General features: G+C 76.3%; 14 protein-coding genes. 10 read left to right on the forward strand and 4 right to left on the reverse strand.

What is annotated here, in order from left to right; genetic code table 11:
* Positions 1-34: 34 nt before the first annotated feature.
* A complete protein-coding gene (locus ACZ6KO_RS02620) occupies positions 35-1,531 on the forward strand; it encodes an SDR family oxidoreductase (RefSeq protein WP_469299047.1) in 1,497 nt (498 codons plus the stop codon).
* 20 nt (positions 1,532-1,551) lie between these two features.
* On the opposite strand, the gene ACZ6KO_RS02625 is transcribed toward ACZ6KO_RS02620, so the two are convergent.
* Complete coding sequence (locus ACZ6KO_RS02625; protein WP_469299049.1) at positions 1,552-2,244, reverse strand: hypothetical protein; 693 nt, start codon at positions 2,242-2,244, stop codon at positions 1,552-1,554.
* Positions 2,245-2,281: 37 nt separating this feature from the next.
* On the opposite strand from ACZ6KO_RS02625, the gene ACZ6KO_RS02630 reads away from it, so the two are divergent.
* From ACZ6KO_RS02630 to ACZ6KO_RS02640, 3 genes are read left to right on the forward strand one after another with little or no spacing between them, the layout of a single operon-like run.
* The gene (locus tag ACZ6KO_RS02630; protein WP_469299052.1) at positions 2,282-2,845 is read left to right on the forward strand and encodes a GNAT family N-acetyltransferase; all 564 of its coding nucleotides are present in this window, start codon (positions 2,282-2,284) and stop codon (positions 2,843-2,845) included.
* Between the two features lie 5 nt (positions 2,846-2,850).
* Complete coding sequence (locus ACZ6KO_RS02635) at positions 2,851-3,756, forward strand: arginase family protein (protein ID WP_469299055.1); 906 nt, start codon at positions 2,851-2,853, stop codon at positions 3,754-3,756.
* A 58-nt stretch (positions 3,757-3,814) separates the two neighbouring features.
* Complete coding sequence (locus ACZ6KO_RS02640) at positions 3,815-5,809, forward strand: DUF5107 domain-containing protein (RefSeq protein ID WP_469299057.1); 1,995 nt, start codon at positions 3,815-3,817, stop codon at positions 5,807-5,809.
* A 58-nt stretch (positions 5,810-5,867) separates the two neighbouring features.
* Here ACZ6KO_RS02640 and ACZ6KO_RS02645 read toward each other — a convergent pair whose 3' ends face one another.
* Complete coding sequence (locus ACZ6KO_RS02645) at positions 5,868-6,707, reverse strand: class I SAM-dependent methyltransferase (protein WP_469299060.1); 840 nt, start codon at positions 6,705-6,707, stop codon at positions 5,868-5,870.
* Positions 6,708-6,869: 162 nt separating this feature from the next.
* On the opposite strand from ACZ6KO_RS02645, the gene ACZ6KO_RS02650 reads away from it, so the two are divergent.
* From ACZ6KO_RS02650 to ACZ6KO_RS02660, 3 genes are all read left to right on the forward strand, one after another.
* Complete coding sequence (locus tag ACZ6KO_RS02650; RefSeq protein WP_469299063.1) at positions 6,870-7,478, forward strand: TIGR03086 family metal-binding protein; 609 nt, start codon at positions 6,870-6,872, stop codon at positions 7,476-7,478.
* A gap of 195 nt (positions 7,479-7,673) precedes the next feature.
* Positions 7,674-8,891, forward strand: a complete 1,218-nt coding sequence (locus ACZ6KO_RS02655; protein WP_469301482.1) for an aminotransferase class I/II-fold pyridoxal phosphate-dependent enzyme — start codon at positions 7,674-7,676, stop codon at positions 8,889-8,891.
* 323 nt (positions 8,892-9,214) lie between these two features.
* On the forward strand, positions 9,215-10,198 hold the full coding sequence (locus ACZ6KO_RS02660) for an MBL fold metallo-hydrolase (RefSeq protein ID WP_469301484.1): 984 nt from the start codon (positions 9,215-9,217) through the stop codon (positions 10,196-10,198).
* Positions 10,199-10,283: 85 nt separating this feature from the next.
* On the opposite strand, the gene ACZ6KO_RS02665 is transcribed toward ACZ6KO_RS02660, so the two are convergent.
* Both ACZ6KO_RS02665 and ACZ6KO_RS02670 read right to left on the reverse strand, forming a co-directional pair.
* Positions 10,284-10,898: a DedA family protein gene (locus ACZ6KO_RS02665; protein ID WP_469301486.1), complete on the reverse strand. Its 615-nt coding sequence runs from the start codon at positions 10,896-10,898 to the stop codon at positions 10,284-10,286.
* A 17-nt stretch (positions 10,899-10,915) separates the two neighbouring features.
* Positions 10,916-11,692, reverse strand: coding sequence for an MBL fold metallo-hydrolase (locus tag ACZ6KO_RS02670; protein ID WP_469299064.1), 777 nt, complete (start codon positions 11,690-11,692; stop codon positions 10,916-10,918).
* A gap of 157 nt (positions 11,693-11,849) precedes the next feature.
* On the opposite strand from ACZ6KO_RS02670, the gene ACZ6KO_RS02675 reads away from it, so the two are divergent.
* From ACZ6KO_RS02675 to ACZ6KO_RS02685, 3 genes are all read left to right on the forward strand, one after another.
* Positions 11,850-12,254, forward strand: coding sequence for a hypothetical protein (locus ACZ6KO_RS02675; protein WP_469299066.1), 405 nt, complete (start codon positions 11,850-11,852; stop codon positions 12,252-12,254).
* A 191-nt stretch (positions 12,255-12,445) separates the two neighbouring features.
* Positions 12,446-14,566 carry a phage holin family protein gene (locus ACZ6KO_RS02680; protein ID WP_469299068.1) on the forward strand — a complete coding sequence of 707 codons (2,121 nt, stop codon included), beginning with the start codon at positions 12,446-12,448 and terminating at the stop codon, positions 14,564-14,566.
* A gap of 78 nt (positions 14,567-14,644) precedes the next feature.
* Positions 14,645-16,042 (forward strand): amino acid permease, encoded by a 1,398-nt coding sequence (locus tag ACZ6KO_RS02685; RefSeq protein ID WP_469299071.1) that lies wholly within the window; start codon positions 14,645-14,647, stop codon positions 16,040-16,042.
* Positions 16,043-16,075 lie beyond the last annotated feature (33 nt).

Genomic DNA, 16,075 nt, shown 5'->3' on the forward strand with positions numbered 1-16,075 from the left:
CCCCGGCGCGGTCGGCACGCGAGAAAGGCGGACCATGACGGGCGCGCACGTCCTCGTCACCGGGGCCACCGGCTACATCGGCGGCCGCCTGGTGCCCGAACTCCTCGACGCGGGCCACCGGGTACGGTGCCTGGCCCGGTCGCCCGAACGGCTGCGCGACCACCCGTGGGCCGGGCGCGCCGAGGTGGTGCGTGGCGACGTCACCGACGCGCGGTCCCTCGCCGACGCCCTGCGCGGCATCGAGGTCGCCTACTACCTCGTCCACGCGATGACCGGCGGCAAGGACTTCGAGGAGCGCGACCGCACCGCCGCCCGGACCTTCGCCGAGCAGGCCCGCGCCGCCGGCGTACGGCGCATCGTCTACCTGGGCGGGCTCACCCCCGCCGGCATCCCGGTCCCGGAGCTCTCGCCGCACCTGCGCTCGCGCGCGCAGGTCGGCCGGATCCTGCTGGCGTCCGGGGTGCCCACCGCCGTCCTGCGCGCCGCCGTCATCATCGGCTCCGGATCGGCCTCCTTCGAGATGCTGCGCTACCTCACCGAACGGCTGCCGGTGATGGTCACCCCGAGCTGGGTCGGCACCCGCGTGCAGCCGATCGCCGTCCGGGACGTGCTGCGCTACCTCGTGGGCAGCGCCACCCTGCCCGAGGGCGTCAGCAGGGCGTTCGACATCGGCGGCCCGGACGTCGTCACGTACGAGGAGATGATGCGCCGGTACGCGGCCGTCGCCGGCCTGCCGCACCGCCTGATCCTGCGCGTCCCGATGCTCACACCGGGCCTGTCCAGCCACTGGATCGGCCTGGTGACCCCCGTCCCGCGGGCGCTGGCCCGCCCGCTCGCGGAGTCCCTGCGGCACGAGGTGGTGTGCCGCGAGCACGACATCGCCCGCTACGTGCCCGACCCGCCGGGCGCCCCGATCGGCTTCGACCGGTCCCTTGCCCTCGCCCTCCAGCGGGTCCGCGAGGCCGACGTCACCACCCGCTGGTCCTCCGCCTCCGTCCCCGGTGCCCCGAGCGACCCGCTGCCCACCGACCCGGACTGGGCCGGCGGCAGCCTCTACACCGACCACCGGGAGGTGGCGGTCGAGGCGTCACCGCAGGCGCTGTGGCAGGTCGTCGAGGGCATCGGAGGGGAGAACGGCTGGTACTCCTTCCCCCTGGCCTGGGCCGCCCGGGGCTGGGCCGACCGGCTCGTCGGAGGCGTCGGCCTGCGCCGCGGCCGCCGTGACGCGGCCCGGCTGCGCGTGGGGGACTCCCTGGACTTCTGGCGGGTCGAGGAGATCGAACCCGGCCGGATGCTGCGCCTGCGCGCCGAGATGCGGCTGCCGGGCCTGGCCTGGCTGGAGATGCGGGTCAGCCCCGGCCCCCCGGGCACCTCCCGCTACCACCAGCGCGCCCTCTTCCACCCCCACGGCCTGCTGGGCCACCTCTACTGGTGGTCGGTCTCCCCCTTCCACGCCTTCGTCTTCGGCGGCATGACCAGGAACATCGCCCGCACGGCCCGGAGCCGGCGGCAGGAGCGGGTCACTTCCTAGCGGCCGGAGCGGGTCACCCCTCAAGCCGTGTGGAGCCAGACGCGGAGGGGGCCGGCCGGGGCGAAGCCGTGGCGGACGGCCACGGCGAGGTCGTCGCCCGACTCGTAGCCGACCACGGGCAGGCCGGGCCAGTGGGCGGCGACCGCCGCGAGCACGCCGGACCAGGCCGCATCGAGGCGGGCGTCGTCGACGGCGAAGACGTTGGACAGGCCCACCACCGGCCCGGTGCGGTGGACCGCGGCGCCGGCCGTCACCCGGCCGGCCTCGGCGGCGTACAGGAACGCGGTGTCCGGGCCCAGCAGGTGCGGGCGGAACAGCCCGGCCGGCGCGGCCCCCGACCAGGCCGCCTCCCAGGCGGTCAGCTCCTGCGGGGTGCCCACGCGGTGCCAGCCGGCGGGCGGGACGGCGGCGGGAGGGCCCGCCGGGCGGTGGATCCACCGGGCCTCGAAGAGGACCTCGAAGCCCGCCGGCGTCAGGTCCAGGCCCGCGAAGCTGTCCTTGACCGAGCAGCCCGGCGACACCGTGTCGATCCCGGCCAGCACCTCGGCGGCCGTGGCCGCCGGGCTCAGGGTCACCGCGTCGGGATACAGGGGCGGGGTACGGCGGGGGCTGCTCCAGACGGTGGCGCCGAAGGCTCCGGGCAGGCCGTGGGCCCGGCACACCGCGTCGCACCAGTCGGCGTTGTTGCGCGCCGCGCGTTCGTCGTCGATCACGCCCCGATGATGACACGCCCGGCTCTACGCTGGACGGATGACCGAGATCGCGTACGTCGCGCGGAGCGCCCGCGTGGGACTGCGGGCCTTCCGGCCGGAGGACGGCCCGGAGTTCACCGCGCGGTCGCGCGAGAGCACCGCTCTGCACCGGCCCTGGCTGTTCCCGCCCACCACCGCCGCCGACTACACGGCGTACGAGCGGCGGCTGAACGAGGACCCCGCGCGCGCCGGGTTCCTGGTGTGCGAGCGGGCCGGCGGGACCCTCGCCGGCTTTCTCAACATCAACAACATCGTGCGCGGCGCGTTCCGGTGCGGCGCCCTCGGCTACGGCGCCTTCGCGCACGCCGCCGGCCGGGGCCTGTTCGGCGAGGCGCTCGCCCTGCTCCTCGCGCACGCCTTCGGGCCGCTGGAGCTGCACCGCCTGGAGGCCAACATCCAGCCCGGCAACACCGCCTCGATCGCCCTCGTCCGCGGCCGCGGCTTCCGCCTCGAAGGGCTCTCGCCGGACTTCCTCCACGTCGACGGCGCCTGGCGCGATCACGAACGCTGGGCGATCACCCGCGAGATGCCCGTACCGCCCGTTCCCGCTGCCACAGGATGACGACCATGCGAACGATCGTGCTGCTCGACGCCCCCTCCAACCTCGGCCTGCGCCCGCCCGCCCCCGGCACCGTGCCCGGCGTGTACAAACTCGCCGGAGCGCTGCGCGAGCAAGGGCTGCTTGCCCGGCTCGGCGCCCGCGAGGGCGGGGTCGTGGTGCCGCCCCGCTACGACCGCGGGGACTGGCGCGAGGGCGACGGCGTCTTCCACGCCGCCGAACTCGCCGCGTACACCGTCACCCTCGCCGACCGGATCGAAAAGCACCTGAGGGCCGGTGAGTTCCCCGTCGTCCTCGGCGGCGACTGCTCCATCCAGCTCGGCGCCTCCCTCGCGATGCGCCGCCTCGGCCGCTACGGGCTGGCCGCCGTCGACGGCTCCGCCGACTTCCGCCACCCCGGCAACACGGCGGCCAACGGGCCCGTCGGCGCCGCCGGCGGCGAGGAACTCGCGCTGGCCACCGGCCGCGGCCAGAGCGACCTCTGCGACCTGGAGGGGCTCTCGCCGTACCTGCGCGACGAGGACGTACGGCTGTTCGGGATCCGTGACGGCGACGACGACCTCGCCGAACTGGCCGCGCTGGGCATCCGTACCGCGACCGTCGGCGAGATCCGCGGCCGGGGCGCCGCGACCGTGGCGCGGGAGGCGCTGGCCGGACTGCACCCGCCCGTCACCGAGGGGTTCTGGGTCCACCTCGACGCCGACGTCCTGGACCCGAGCGTCATGCCGGCCGTCGACAGCCCCGACCCCGGCGGCCTGCTCCCGGACGAACTGGCCGCACTGCTCGCGGTGCTGACCGGCTCCCCGCGCTGCGTCGGGCTCAACGTCACCATCTACGACCCCGACCGCGACCCGGACGGCGCCGCGGGCGCCCTCCTCGCCGACCTCGTCGCGGGCGCCTTCGCCCAACCCTGACGGGCGGTACTGGGCCAAACCCCTGTCCCGCGGCCGCCCCGGCGTGTTCCCTTTCCCCATGGCCACTTCTGTCCGCCGCGCGGTCGTCATGCGGCCCGCCGCCCCGCTCGGCCCCGAGAACCCGCTGCCGCCGCTGCGCCCCCTCGACGGGGTCCACGTCCTCGACGACCGCGCACGCGCGCGGCTGCCGCGCGAGATGGCCCGTCAGATCGGTTACGAGCCGCTGAGATCGCTGCTGCCGGTCCGCCTGCTCGACGGGTACGGGCGGGAGCGGGCCCCGGCCGGCATCGAGGCCGTGGTGCTGGAGAACGCGCACCTGCGCGTGACCGTGCTGCCCGGCCTCGGCGGCCGGGTGCACTCCTTGGTCCACGTGCCCACGGGACGCGAACTGCTCTACCGCAACCCGGTGTTCCAGCCCGCGGCGTTCGCGCTCAACGGGGCCTGGTTCTCCGGCGGCATCGAGTGGAACATCGGCGCCACCGGTCACACCACCCTGTCGTGCGCGCCGCTGCACGCCGCCCTCGTCCCCGCACCCGACGGCGGCACCATGGTGCGGCTGTGGGAGTGGGAGCGGCTGCGCGACCTGCCCTTCCAGGTGGACCTCTGGCTGCCGGGGGACAGCGAGTTCCTCTACGTCGGCGTCCGCGTGCGCAATCCCCACGAGCGGCCGGCGCCCGTCTACTGGTGGTCCAACACCGCCGTCCCCGAGACCCCGGACACCCGCGTCCTCGCCCCCGCCGACCGGGCCTGGAACTTCGGCTACGAGCGGGCGCTGCGCGAGGTCGCGGTGCCCGTGTGGGAGGGCGCCGACCGCACCTACCCGCTGCGCAGCGACTATCCGGCGGACCACTTCTACGAGGTGCCCGAGGGCGGGCGGCCGTGGATCGCCGCGCTGGACGGCGAGGGGCGCGGGCTGGTCCAGACGTCGACCGGGGCGCTGCGCGGCCGCAAGCTCTTCGTGTGGGGCGCGGGCCGGGGCGGCCGGCGCTGGCAGGAGTGGCTGACCGAGCCGGGCACGCCCGGGTACGCGGAGATCCAGGCAGGCCTGGCCCGCACCCAGCTGGAGCACGTACGCCTCGAGGCGGGCGGGGAGTTCAGCTGGCTGGAGGCGTACGGGCCGCTGGCCGCCGACGGCGCGCGGGTGCACGGCGGCGACTGGGCCGCCGCGCGCGGCGCGGCCGAGGAGGCCCTGGCGGCGGTCCTGCCGAGCGGGACGGTGGACGAGGCGTACGCCGCGTGGCGTCCGTACGCCGACGCCGAACCGGGGGAGCGGCTGGCGACGGGCTCCGGCTGGGGCGCGCTGGAAGTGCTGTGCGCGGGCCACACGCTGCCGGGCACCCCCTTCGGGGAGGACACGCTCCAGGACGCGCAGGCGCCGTGGCTGGAGCTGTGGCGCACGGCGGTGTTCCCCGGCCCGCGCACGGCCGCCCCGCCGGGGCCGAGCCTGGTGGCCCCGCACTGGCGGGACATGCTGGAGACGGCGCGGGCCGACCCGCTGACCGAGTACCACCTGGGGGTGGCCCAGTGGCACGCCGGCGACATCGCGCAGGCGGTGCGCAGCTGGGAGCGGGGGCTGGCGGCCGCCCCCTCGCGCTGGCCGCTGCTGCGGTGCCTGGCGGTGGCGGAGGAGCTGGCGGGCGACCCGGGCCGGGCCGCCGACCGGTACGCCGAGGCCTTCGCCGGCCTCGCGCACGAGAGCGGGGACGGCGAGGCGTGGGCGGCCGCCGAATCCGCGCTGGCCCGGGAGGCGATGGCGGCGGCCCTGGCGGCGGGCCGCCCGGCGGCGGCCCGTTCGGTGTGGGAACGGCTGCGCCCCGCCCTGCGCGAACAGGGCCGCTTCCGGCTGCTGGCGGCCCGGCTGCTGGCGGCCGAGGGGCACGTGGCCGCGGCGCGCCGGCTGTTCGAAGAGGGCTTCGAGGTCCCGGACCTGCGCGAGGGCGACGAGACCCTCGGCGACCTGTGGACCAGCCTGACCCCGTGCCCCCTCCCGCCCCGCTACGACTTCCGCATGCGTCCGCCGGGGACCCGGGAGGGTGGCGAAGGGCCCGGCTGACCCCGGCCGGGCGGGGCGGGGCGTCTACGCCCGGCGGGGTGTCAGGGGCGGTGGGGTGTCAGGCGCGGCACAGGATCTCGCCGTGCAGGACCGAGAACCAGGCGTCCGGGGAGCGGGCCCACGCGTGCCAGGCGTCGGCGATCGCGGACAGCCGGTCCGGGGTCGCGTGACCGGCGGCCGTCGCCAGCGACGCGTACGAACTGGCCGTCGTACGGTCCGCCCACAGGCCCGACCACCAGGCGATCTCCTCCGGCGTCGCGTAGCACCACGCGCTCGCCGAGGCACGGACGTCATCGAAGCCCGCCGCCAGCGCCCACGAGCGCAGCCGGCGGCCCGCGTCCGGTTCACCGCCGCAGGCGCGGGCCACCCGGCGGTACAGGGACAGCCACTCGTCCAGCGCGGGCGACGCGGGGAACCAGGTCATCGCCGCGTAGTCGGCGTCCCGCGCGGCCACGATCCCGCCCGGGCGGCACACCCGGCGCATCTCGCGCAGCGCCCGCACCGGGTCGCCCACGTGCTGGAGCACCTGGTGGGCGTGGACCACGTCGAAGGAGCCGTCCGGGAAGTCCAGCGCGTGCACGTCGGCCGTGGCGAAGGTGATCGTGTCCAGGCCGCGCTCCGTCGCGTACGCCCGCGCCTGCTCCAGTACCTCCGGGGCCGCGTCGACCGCGGTGACGCGGCCGCCCGGCCCCACCAGTTCCGCCAGATCGGCGGTGATGGTGCCCGGACCGCAGCCGACGTCCAGGACGGACAGGCCCGGCCGCAGCTCGCCGATCAGGTACGCGGCGGAGTTCCGTGCCGTGCGCCAGCGGTGCGAGCGCAGGACCGACTCGTGGTGGCCGTGGGTGTAGACCGCGGTCTGTTCGTGTCCCTGTTCCTGCTCCCGGGCGGGCGTCATGACGGCGACTCCTCTGCGTCGAAGGGTGCTTCCACCGTAGGGGATCTTGCCGGTATATGAGACTGCCGTTTTGACATGTGGACACACCCGTTGCAGGGCAAGGAGATGCGGAGGAGCCTGGTGCCAGGGGGACGGCTGTGATGCGAGAGGATGGTGGGATCCGTGGGAGACGCCCCTCAGGACCCGCAGGCCCCGCTGGACCCGGCCGCACTGCTCGCCCGCCACGAGGAGGCGCTGCGCCTCTTCGGTGAGCACGTGCACGCGGTCGCCGACGACCAGTGGGACGGGCCGACCCCCTGTACCGACTGGACCGTGCGGGACCTGGTCAACCACGTCACCGGCGAGCAGGCCTGGGTGCCGCCGCTGGCCGGCGAGGGTCGCACCGTCGAGGACGTCGGCGACGCGCTCTCCGGCGACCTCCTCGGCGACGCCCCGGCCGCCGCCTGGGACAGGGCCGCGGCCGCCGCCCACGCCACCTTCGAGGCGCCCGGCGCGCTGGCGCGTACGGTCACCCTCAGCTACGGGCCCACGCCCGGCACCGCGTACTGCTCCGAGCTGACGACCGACTGCGTCGTCCACACCTGGGACCTGGCGCGGGCCATCGGCGGGGACGACCGGCTGCCGGACCGGCTGGTGGAGTTCGCGCTCCGGCAGGTCACGCCGTACGCCGACGCCCTCGCCGCCAGCGGCATGTTCGACCCCCCGGTGGAGGTGCCGGCCGGCGCGGACCCGCAGACGCGGCTGCTCGCGCTGACGGGGCGGCGGCGCTGACATCCGGCGGTCCGGCCCCGCCCGGCCCCGCCCGGCCCCGCCCGGTCCGGACGGCCGTCGGCGGAGGTCCGTGAGCGGACGTCCATAAGGGGCGAATCCGCCTCATCAGCCTTATAAAGGGCAGGGAGAGAGGGTGTGGTGCCGCGGGCCGGGGGCCCGTGGCGCGCGGATCACAGGACGAGGGCGGTGGCGGGGATGCAGCGCACGGCGCCCGAGGGGCGCGGACCGGTCCGGTACGGACCGCCCGCGCCGGAGCCGGGCCTGCCGGTGCCGCCCGGACTGACCGCCGTGCTCGCCGCGGCCGCCGACCGCTCCGCGCCCGAACCGCCCGGCGGTGGCCCGCCCGTACGCGAGGCCGCCTGCCGCTACTGGCGGCTGCGGGGGCTGCCGGCCGACCCCGAGAACGTCGCCGCCGGCCCCGGCGCGCCGGCCCTGCTGCTCGCCCTGCTCGGCGCGTACGGCGGTGACGTGCTGCTGCCCCGCCCCTGTCCCGCCTGGTGGACGCCGCAGGTCCGGCTGCTGGGGCGGCGCGCCTACCACGTGCCGACGCCCGCCGAGTGCGGGGGCGTGCCGGACCCGTACGCGCTGCTGGAAACCGTACGGCGGGTGCGCGCCGAGGGCGGCGACCCGCGGGTGCTGCTGCTGTCCGTGGCCGACGACCCGACCGCCACCGTGCCCCCGCCGGAACTGATGCGCGAGGCGTGCGAGGCCGCGCAGTCGGCGGGCCTGTTCGTGGTCAGCGACGAGACCTGGCGGGACACCGTGCACCAGCCGCACCAGACCCTGGTGCTCAGCCCCGCCGAGATGCTGCCCGAGCACACGGCCGTGCTCGTCGACCTGTCGGGCGCGTTGCTGCCGGGCGGCTGGCCCGCAGCGGTGCTGCGGCTGCCCGACACCCCACGGGGCACCTGGCTGCGGGCCCGCACCCTCGACGTGCTGACCGCCACCGGTGCGCAGGTCGCGGGCCCCGTCGCGGGGGCCGCCGCGCACGCCCTCGACGAGCCGGAGGAGGTCGCGGCCCGGGTGATCGCCTCGGCCCGGCTGCACGGTGTGGTGGCCGCCGCCGTCCACCGGGAACTGCTGGCCGCCGGCGCCCTGGCCCGGCCGCCACGGGCGGGCCGCCACGTGTACGCCGACCTCACCCCGCTGCGCGCCGGCCTCGCCCGCCACGGTGTCGGCGACGCGATGGAGCTGGAGGACCACCTCGGTGGCCGGCTGGGCGCCCCGGCCCCCGGAGGCCAGCGCTTCGCGGACGAACTGGGCGCCCTGCGCGTACGGCTGTCCACCGGACCGCTGCTGGGTGCCACCCCGGAGGAACGCCTGGCCGCCCTCACCTCCCGCGACCCGCTGGGGCTCCCGCACGTACGGCGCTCCCTGGACGCCCTCGCCGCGGTGCTCGCCGACCTGATGTGACGACGCCGAACGGAGAGACCGCGATGAGGGACCAGACGGCCGCCCACCCACCCGCCACCTCCCCGCCCGCCCCCACCCCCCACCCGAGCCCCCCACCCCAAACCCCGGCCCCACCCCAAACCCCGACCCCGGCCCTGGACCTGGCGTCGGCTCAGGGGGCTGCTCAGGGCTTGGCCGAGTCTGCCGACCCGGCGTCCGCCCGGGCGCACGCCGTGGCCCCGGGGTCCGGCCCCGTCCGTGCCGGGGGCCCGGTCCCGGCGCGGGACCCGGTCACCGACGGAGGCCCGGTCCGTGCCCCGGGGCCGGGACACGCCACGGCCCCGGTGGGCGGCCGTACCGGGGGCGGGACGCGGGCGCTCGGGGAGCATCGGGCGTGGCCGCGGTCGTTCGCCGACCGGCTGACCTCGCCGCTGCCCGGAGTGCGGGCGTTCGCACGGCTGGCCCGCGAAGGGGCCTTCCGGCCGGCGCCCGAGGGGCTGCACGGGATCCCCGACCTGCCCTGGGCGCCGGGCCCGCTGCCCGCCGCCGGGCCCGGCACGGTGGCCGTCACCTGGGCCGGGCACGCCAGCTGGGTGCTGCGCGTCGGCGGGCTGACCGTGCTCACCGACCCGGTCTGGTCCCGGCGGATCCTCGGCACCCCGGCCCGGATGACCCCCGTCGGGGTCCGCTGGGAGGACCTGCCGCCCGTCGACGCCGTCGTCATCAGCCACAACCACTACGACCACCTCGACGCGCCCACCCTCAAACGGCTGCCCCGCCACACCCCCCTCTTCGTCCCGGCGGGCCTGGGCCGCTGGTGCCGGCGGCGCGGATTCACCACCGTCACCGAGCTCGACTGGTGGGAGGCCGCGGAACTGGGCGGCGTACGCTTCGACTTCGTCCCCGCCCACCACTGGTCCAAGCGGTCCCTCCTCGACACCTGCCGGACCCTGTGGGGCGGCTGGGTGCTCACCGACCCCCGGGACACCGCCCGCAGATCGGTGTACTTCGCCGGGGACACCGGCTACGGCCACTGGTTCACCGAGATCGGCCGCCGCCACCCCGGTATCGACCTGGCCCTCCTGCCCATCGGCGCCTACGCGCCCCGCTGGTGGCTGCGCGACGTCCACGCCGACCCGGAGGAGGCCGTCCGGGCCTGCCAGGACCTCGGGGCCCGCCGGATGGCCCCCATGCACTGGGCCACCTTCGTGCTCTCCGCCGAGCCGGTCATGGAACCGCTGCACCGCGTCCGCGCCGCCTGGGCCCGCGCCGGCCTGCCCCGCGAGGACCTGTGGGACCTCCCGATCGGCGCCTCGGCCACCCTGTAGCCCCCGATCCGGCGTTGCGCGTGATCGCGGGCGTCACGCAGACCGTCGCCCGGTCCACGTTGGGCCGGACCGGACCGGACTGGGCCTAGCCGCCGCCTTCCGGCGGGGACCGCCGTACCCGGCGCCACAGCGCCGGCGCCGCGCTGATCAGCAGGGCCAGGGCCACGGCCAGCGCGACGCCCTTCCAGGGCTCCGCGAACAGCGAGCCGCCCAGGATGCCGATCAAGGCGTACGTCGCCGCCCACGCCAGCGAGGCGGGCGCGGCCCCGCGAGCGAAGCGGCGAAGAGGCATCCGGGCCAGCAGACAGGCCACCATCACCGGGATCCGGCCCGCTGGTACCAGCCGGGAGAGCACCAGGACCTGCACGCCGTGCTCGTCGAGCCTGGCCTGCGCCTGGGCCAGCCGTTCCGGGGTGGCCCGCCCGCGCAGCCGGGCCAGCCAGCGCGAACCGCCCCGCGAGCCGACCCCGCGCTGCCCCAGCCAGTACAGCGCGATGTCACCGGTGAAGGCCGCCAGCGCCGCCACCACGAACACCAGCATCGGCCCGAACGGCAGCGCATGGTGGAAGGCCACCACCGCCGCCGAACTCACCAGCGCCCCTGTCGGAATCACCGGCACCAGCGCCCCCAGGGCCACCAGCACGAACAGCGCCGGGTAGCCCACCGCCTGCTGGGTCGACTCCGGCGGCACCTGCTGCATCGCCTCCCGCAGCAGCGTCACGGCACCCGTACCCGCTCGCCGTGCCCCGGCACCCGTACCGCCACCTTCGGCGCGAGCCGCGCCGCCAGCCGTTCGAACTCCGGGCCCGGGGCATGGAACTCGTGCGGCCGCACCGCGTCCATCCCGATCGGCCAGAACGTCCCGTAGTGCACCGGCACCGCCGCGGCCGGCGCCAGCCGGGCCAGCGCCTGCGCCGCCCGCCCCGCGTCCAGGTGCCCGGGACCCAGGTAGGGGCCCCAGCCGCCCACCGGCAGCAACGCCACGTCCACCGGGCCGACCTCCCGCGCCATCGTGTCGAACAGCCCGGTGTCCCCGGCGAAGTACGTACGCGCCGCGCCCTCGACGACGTACCCGAGCGCGGGCGCCAGATGCGGCCCGAACGGCAGCCGGCGCCCGTCGTGGCGCGCGCTCACCGCGCGCACCCGTACGCCCTCCCGCACCACGACCTCCTCCCCGGGCGCCACCTCCGTCACCGGCAGCCGCCGCTCCCCGGCCAGCCGCGCCAGACCCGGTACCGCCCGGCGCGCCCCGCGCGGCACCACCAGCCGGGTGCCCGGCGCGAGCGCCGCCAGCGAGGGCAGGTGCAGGTGATCGGCATGCAGGTGCGACACGAGCACCGCGTCCGCGACGGCGGCCTCCGGCGGTGGCGGGTCGCCGCGGCGCCGCCGCAGGTGCACCAGCCGGCGGGCGAACAGCGGATCGGTCAGCAGCCGCACCCCGGAGTCCTCGACCGTGCACGTGGCATGACCCCACCAGGTGATCTCCACCGGCACGCGGCCCTCCCTCCCTGCGGACCTCCACCGCCCCGGCCCACGGCGGGCCCGCCGTGGAGTCATCTCCGAGACTAGGCCTTGTCCGGCCGTTCTGGCGGCCCGTCGTGGCCGACGGGACCCTCCTCGGGGGTCGCGGATCGGAGTAGGGTCGGGCGGCATGGATGAGCTGCGCGTGGCCGCTATCGCCAGCCTGGCCCCGCTCGAGGAACTGGACGCCGACCCCTTCGTCGTGGACACCCGCAGCCAGCACGCGATGTGCGACCGCTGGGCGGCCGACCAGGGCTACGTGGTGACCCGGCAGCTGCTCTTCCTGGGGCTGCGCGCCGACCACTTCGGACTGTGGCGCGATGTCGACGACGGCCGGGTCGACCTGTTCGTCGTCCCCAACCACCGGGTCCTGCGGCGCGCGCTGCGTTCGGTCGAGGAGTTCACCGCCGAGTGCGCGCGGCGCGGCGTACGGCTGGAGACGGCCGGGATCGACGAGCCGAGCTACACCTCCGCCATGAAGGCCGAGGTGCACCGCAGGCTGTCCATGCCGACCGCCGGCTACGACGGCACGTAGCCGGAGCCACAGCCACAGCCACAGTCGGAGGCCTGGTCCTGGCCCGTCGTACCCGGCCGACGGCCCCGGCCCGGCACACCGGCGGCGCGCCGCACGCCGCGCCCCGCACCCCTGTGCGCCGCCCGGCCCGCCGCATCGCCCTGTGCGACGCTGGGAAAGATCCGGGAGGGGCGGCGGAGAGCGGGTGCGGCGTGCTGCGAGGACGATGGCGGAGTGCGGGCGGCGCCCTGGTGCGGGTGACCATCGTCTGGGCGGTCTCCACCCTGACCATGCTCGTGCTGGCCGGCATCCTGCCCGACTTCCGCCTGCAGTCCCACGACGGCGAGAGCCTCACCCGGGTCGGCCTCACCGCCGCCTGGGCTGCCGGAGCCTTCGGCCTGCTCAGCGCCCTGGTCTGGCCGGTCGTGGTGCGTGCCCTGCTGCTGGTGCCGGCCCTGGTCCTGGGCCTGCTGGTGTTCTTCCTCAACGGCTCGCTGCTGCTCCTCGCCCTCAACCTGATCCCGGCCGGGTACGGCGAGGTGGCCCCGCAGACCGCGGTGGTGGTGGCCGCGGTGATGTCGGCGGTCGCCTCCGCCACCTCCACCGCCCTCGCCGTGCGCGACGACGAGGCGTACCGCAGGCGCCTGTACCGGCTCGCCGACCGCAGACGCCGCCGCCACCGGCCCGCGGACGCCGCCGGGCCGGGCGCCGCCGCCCCCGGCATCGTCTTCGTCCAGCTCGACGGTGTCGGCTACGAGGTGCTGTGCCGCGCCGCGCGCACCGGCCTGATGCCCACGGTGGCCCGCTGGCTGGACCGCAGCCACCGGGTGGTGTCCTGGCGGACCGACTGGTCCAGCCAGACCGGCTCCAGCCAGCTCGGCATCCTGCACGGCTCGAACTTCGACGTCCCCGCCTTCCGCTGGTACGAGAAGGAGAGCGGCGAGGTGGTCGTCTGCAACCGGCCCACCAGCGCCGCCGAACTCCAGCGGCGCGCGATCACCCGGACCGCCGACGGCGGACTGCTCACCCACGACGGCGCCAGCCGCGGCAACCTGTTCAGCGGCGGCGCCGACCAACTGGCCCTGGTGCTGTCGGTCGCGGCCCGCCGGGGTCGGGCCAACCGGTCCCGGGCGGGCTACTTCGCGTACTTCTCCGACCCGGCCAACGCCGTGCGCACCGCCCTTTCCCTGGTGGCGGAGGTGGGCCGCGAGACGGTCCAGTCGGTACGGACCCGGCTGCGCGGGGACCGGCCCCGGGTGGCGCGCGGCGGGCTGTACCCCTTCGTCCGGGCGTTCGCCACCGTGGTGGAACGCGACGTCGTGGTCGCGGCGGTGATCGGTGACATGCTCGCGGGCCGCGCCGCCGTCTACGCCGACCTGGTCGCCTACGACGAGGTCGCCCACCACTCCGGGCCGCACGGCCACGACACCGACCAGGTGCTGCACCGTCTGGACCGCAGCCTCGCGCTGCTCGCCCGGGTCGCCGAGCACGCGCCCCGCCCGTACCGGATCGTGCTGCTGTCCGACCACGGCCAGAGCCCGGGGGAGACCTTCCTGGGGCGGTACGGGCTCACGCTGAAGGACCTGGTCCGCGCCGGCTGCGGGCTGCCCGTGTCGCGCCGCGCGGGCCGCACGCGCAGCGGCGCGGAGGCGCGGGCGGCCGTACGGGCGGCCCTGCACCGCCCGGTGGAGGAGGGCGAGGACGAGGACGGGGCACGGGCGGGCCGCGGCTCGGACCCGGTGGTCCTGGCCTCCGGGAACCTGGCCCTGATCTCCTTCCCCGACGCGCCCGGCCGGGCGACGCGGGAGTGGATCGAGACCGCCCACCCGGCGCTGCTGGCGACCCTGGCCAACCACCCCGGCGTCGGCTTCCTGCTGGTGGACGGGGTGCTGCTGGGGCCGGACGGGGCGCAGGCGCGGCTGGACGCGCCGGGCGAGGCGGAGGAACTGCTGGCGCTGTACGGGCCGGGCGCGGCCGAGTCGGTACGGCGGACGGACACCTTCCCGCACGTCGCGGACGTCATGGTGAACTCGGCGTACGACCCGCGCACCGGCACCGTGCACGCCTTCGAGGAGCAGATCGGCTCGCACGGCGGGCTGGGCGGGGAGCAGTGCCGCCCCTTCCTGATGTGGCCCGTGGACCTGTCCGCGCCGCCGCGGGGGCTGGTGGGGGCGGAGGCGGTGCACCGGGTGCTGCGGCGCTGGCTGCGGGAGGCGGACGGGCCGCAGGTGCCACTGGCCCCGCACTCTGCGGTGGAGGATCGGCGGCCGGAGGGGCCCGGCGACGGAACCTTTCCTTCCATGGGGGTGCCCGCGCAGGACGAAAACCATTGATTTGGTGCGGCTTTCCCGGTGGCCGACCATATGTCGACCTGCCCAGCATGTGAGACACCGTAAGGCGACGCACCACCCATGACCACGCACGCAGCACCACCCCGCGCCGAGGCGCCCGCCGCAGCCACGCCCGAGCCGGAGACCGGCCCGGAGGGCAGCCCGCACGCCCGCCGCTTCGGCCTGCCGGTCGCGACCTGCCTGGTCATGGGCAACATCATCGGCGGCGGCATCTTCCTGCTGCCCGCCTCGGTCGCCCCCTTCGGCACCATCAGCCTGGTCGCCTTCGGCGTGCTGACGGTCGGTGCGATAGCCCTGGCCCTGGTCTTCGGGCGGCTCGCCGAACGCCACCCGCAGACCGGCGGGCCGTACGTCTACGCGCGCGCCGCCTTCGGCGACTTCGCGGGCTTCCTGGCCGCCTGGAGCTACTGGATCACGGCCTGGGTGTCCAACGCGGCCCTCGCCGTCGCCGCCGTCGGCTACCTCGGCGTCCTCTTCCCGGCGGTCGGTGAGCACAAGCTGTCGATGTGCCTGGCCGCGCTGGCCGTCCAGTGGCTGCCGGCGCTCGCCAACCTCGCGGGCACGCGCTACGTGGGCGCGGTGCAACTCGTCGCCACCGTGCTGAAGTTCGCACCGCTGCTGCTGGTCGCGGTGGGCGGACTGTTCTTCTTCGACCCCGCCAACCTCGGCCCGTACCGGGCCGGCGACTCCAGTGCGATGGGCGCGGTGTCGGCCGCGGCGGCCATCCTCCTCTTCAGCTACCTGGGCGTGGAGTCGGCGGCGGTCAGCGCCGGGGAGGTCCGCGACCCCGCCCGCAACGTCGGCCGGGCCACCATCCTCGGCACGGTCGGCGCGGCCGTCGTGTACCTGCTGGGCACCGTCTCGGTGTTCGGGCTGGTGGCGCACGACACGCTGGTGAACTCCACGGCGCCGTTCACGGACGCGGTGAACGCCATGTTCGGCGGCACCTGGGGCGGCACGGTGGTCGCCGTCGCCGCCGTGATCTCGATGCTGGGCGCGCTGAACGGCTGGACGCTGCTGAGCGCCCAGACCCCGTACGCCGCCGCCCGCGACGGCCTCTTCCCGAAGGTCTTCGAGACCAAGCGGCGCGGCGTCCCGGTCGTGGGCGTCGTCGTGACCGTCGTGCTGGCCTCCGCCCTGACGGTCTACAACTACACGGCCGGCTCGAAGGGCGTCTTCGAGATCCTGGTCCTGGTCACGACGTTCACGGCGACCGTGCCGTACCTGCTGTCCACGGCCGCGCAGATCTACTTCCTGGCGTCGGGGCGCGCGGACCGGGTCGACCGCGGCCGTCTCGTGCGCGACGCGGTCCTGGCCTGCCTGGCCTTCGGGTTCTCGATGTGGCTGGTCGCCGGTTCCGGTTACGCGGCCGTCTACCAGGGCGTGCTGTTCCTCTTCGCGGGCGTGCTGGTGTACGCGGTGATGTCGGCCCGCAGGCAGCGCCGGGCCACGGCCTGACGCACGCCGGGTGCCGCCCCGGGACGCGGGCCC

The organism is Streptomyces sp. NPDC042102, assembly GCF_055582305.1.